General features: G+C 63.0%; 3 protein-coding genes and 1 pseudogene. All 4 read right to left on the reverse strand.

The window, feature by feature from the left end; genetic code table 11:
• Window positions 1-1,105 (reverse strand): MFS transporter (locus tag ACRDUX_RS04310; protein WP_526411361.1); only part of this gene is annotated, 1,105 nt, incomplete at its 3' end.
• Complete coding sequence (gene catC, locus ACRDUX_RS04315) at window positions 1,105-1,401, reverse strand: muconolactone Delta-isomerase (protein WP_526411363.1); 297 nt, start codon at window positions 1,399-1,401, stop codon at window positions 1,105-1,107. The genes ACRDUX_RS04310 and catC, both read right to left, overlap by 1 nt.
• 1 nt (window position 1,402) lies before the next feature.
• A complete protein-coding gene (catA, locus tag ACRDUX_RS04320) occupies window positions 1,403-2,269 on the reverse strand; it encodes a catechol 1,2-dioxygenase (protein WP_526411365.1) in 867 nt (288 codons plus the stop codon).
• A 55-nt stretch (window positions 2,270-2,324) separates the two neighbouring features.
• A pseudogene (locus ACRDUX_RS04325) lies at window positions 2,325-2,452 on the reverse strand (enolase); the annotation flags it as partial.

Consider the following 2,452-nt stretch of genomic DNA (forward strand, 5'->3'; position numbering starts at 1 on the left):
CCAGTTGCTGTCCGCCGATTCCAAATCCGGCGAGTCCGACCAGGATGAACACGATGGTGAAGTTGGACCCGGCGAGGCCGAGGCCGACCGCGATCAGAATTCCCGATCCGAACATGACCAACAGCAGATTGCGAGCATTGATCCGCGGCAACAGGATTGACAGCGGAAGAGCGAATAGGATGAAGGCGCCGTTCACGGTGACCGTACCCATGGCTGCCGACGAGGCGGACAGCCCGAGGGTGCTGAGCGCGGTCGGCATCCAGAGCAGAAGCAGGAACCAGGCGATCCAATTGAGGAAGTACACGCTGAAGACCGCGATGGTGACCGCGCGGTACCGGGCTGAGAACAGCTCGGCGACAGATCCGCGGGCGATCCGCACTTCCGTTGTGACGTAATCCGTTTGATCGTCAGCGGCAAGGCCGAAGTAGCGGCGCATCAGGTCGCGAACTTTGGCTTGCGCGGATTCCGTGCCCTTCGCCACCAATAGCGAAGGCGATTCGGGTAGCGCGAACACACACACGGCGACCAGGAGAAGCGGCAGGATGCCGCCGATCAGGAAGACTCCGCGCCACCCGACAATTGGCAGCCACGCGGCAGCCACCAGTCCACCGATGAGAGCGCCGCCGGGAAGCCCCAGTAGTACCAATGTCATGAAGGTGCCTCGCCGCTCGCGGGAGCTGTATTCGGCGGTCAGCGCCAGAATTGCCGGCGTCGCGCCGCCCATCCCGATGCCGATGAGCAACCGCAGTGCGATGATCTGCTCGGGGCTCTGTGCAAGGCTGCCAAGAACCGACCCAACTCCAAAGATGCTCAGCGCCAGCATGATCGTCGGCCGTCGCCCGATACGGTCGCCGAGGGATCCGAGCGTCACGGCGCCAAGACACATTCCGATCGTGCTGGCGGTGATGACCCACGTCATCATGGCGGTCGAGAGTCCGAAGTCTGCCTTGATCGACGAGCCGATGAAGGCAATGGACTGGGTGTCGAAGCCGTCGAGCAACGCAATGACGAAGCACAGCCCGATCACCGTCCAACGTCTCGCCCCGAACGGCGCTTGTTCGATGACCGTCGCCAAGTCCACCTTGCTTCTGCTGGCAGTCGTCATCACACCGTCTCCTGAGGAGACTTCACGTCGGAAGGATGCGTCGCGAGCGGCGTGACGCTGATCCTCATGTATGGGAACAGTGGCAGTCCTGAAAGTATCTGGTGGAGTTCATCGTTGGTATCGGCGTCGACGATCGAATAGTTTGCGTACTCACCAACGATGCGCCAGATGTGTGGCCATTTGCCCTTTCGTTGCAGGCCCTGGGAGTAGGCCTTCTCCCGTCCGACGAGGTCATCGCGAATCTGTGGATCCAGGTCGGCAGGCAGGTTCACTTGCATGTGAACGTGATAGAGCACGTCAGCTCCGCTCGGGGTCGAGCGCGAAGTCATAGTTGATCGACTGTGAGCCGTCGACTTCGATCTGGGGGTCGAGGATGAGTTCGGGCTTCACTGCGCTGGCGATGTCGTCTTCGTTGTGTTGATCACCCGGGAAGTACAACTGGGCCGTCAAGAGTTCATGGCCAGGCGCCGACACCTTGACGTGCAAGTGGGCCGGGCGCCAGGCGTGCCAGCCGGCGGCAGAGATCAACATTCCGCATGACCCGTCGGTCGGAATCTGGTACGGCGCTGGACGCATCGTGGTGATCTCGAAGGCGCCGTCACTGCCGGTGGAGAAGCTCCCACGCAGGTTCCATTCCGGGATCCCCGGCGCGAACTGCGAGTAGTAGCCGTCGTCATCGGCATGCCAGAGTTCGACCTTGCCCTGCAGCGGTACGCCGTTGGTGTCGGTGATGCGACCTCGCCACACCAGCGGGGTGCCCTGTTCTCCGTCGCGCATCGGGACCGCACCCCGTGCGCCCAACTCCGGGGCGTCCGGCACGTAGTACGGACCCTCGATGCTGCCCTTGTTGCCTGCGCGGTGGCCGGTGGCCACGTCTTCGACGGCGTGCTCCAGCCAGACGTCCAGGAACAGGGGCCACTCGCCGGCCTCTCCGACGTCGATCAGCCATGCCTTGAGGGCGTTGTATTCGTCGTAGGTGACGCGGTGGCGGCGGATGGTGTCCCGCACCGCGTCGATCACCTCGCGGGCGAGCAGGTCGACGCGCTCGGTCGGCGTGTCCTTGACTGCCGCATATGGCGACTTATCGGAATGGAACCGCTCGGTGGCTGAGGCGCCGGAGGCCGCGGCGCTCGCGACGTCAGACGGATGTTCGACGGTCTTCATATCAATTCTCTTTTCTCTCTTGTTCTTTCAGATCCGCGGGCTGACGCGGAGAAGCTCAATGCCGATCGGTTCGGAATCGGGTGAGTTTGTCGGGGTCGATGTCGATGCCGAGCCCGACGCCGGGCGGCACGGTCAGGACCCCGTCGCGGATTCGCAGGGGCTCGGTGAGCAGGTCATCGGACA

The organism is Mycobacterium sp., from assembly GCF_050701675.1.
GTDB lineage: Bacteria > Actinomycetota > Actinomycetes > Mycobacteriales > Mycobacteriaceae > Mycobacterium.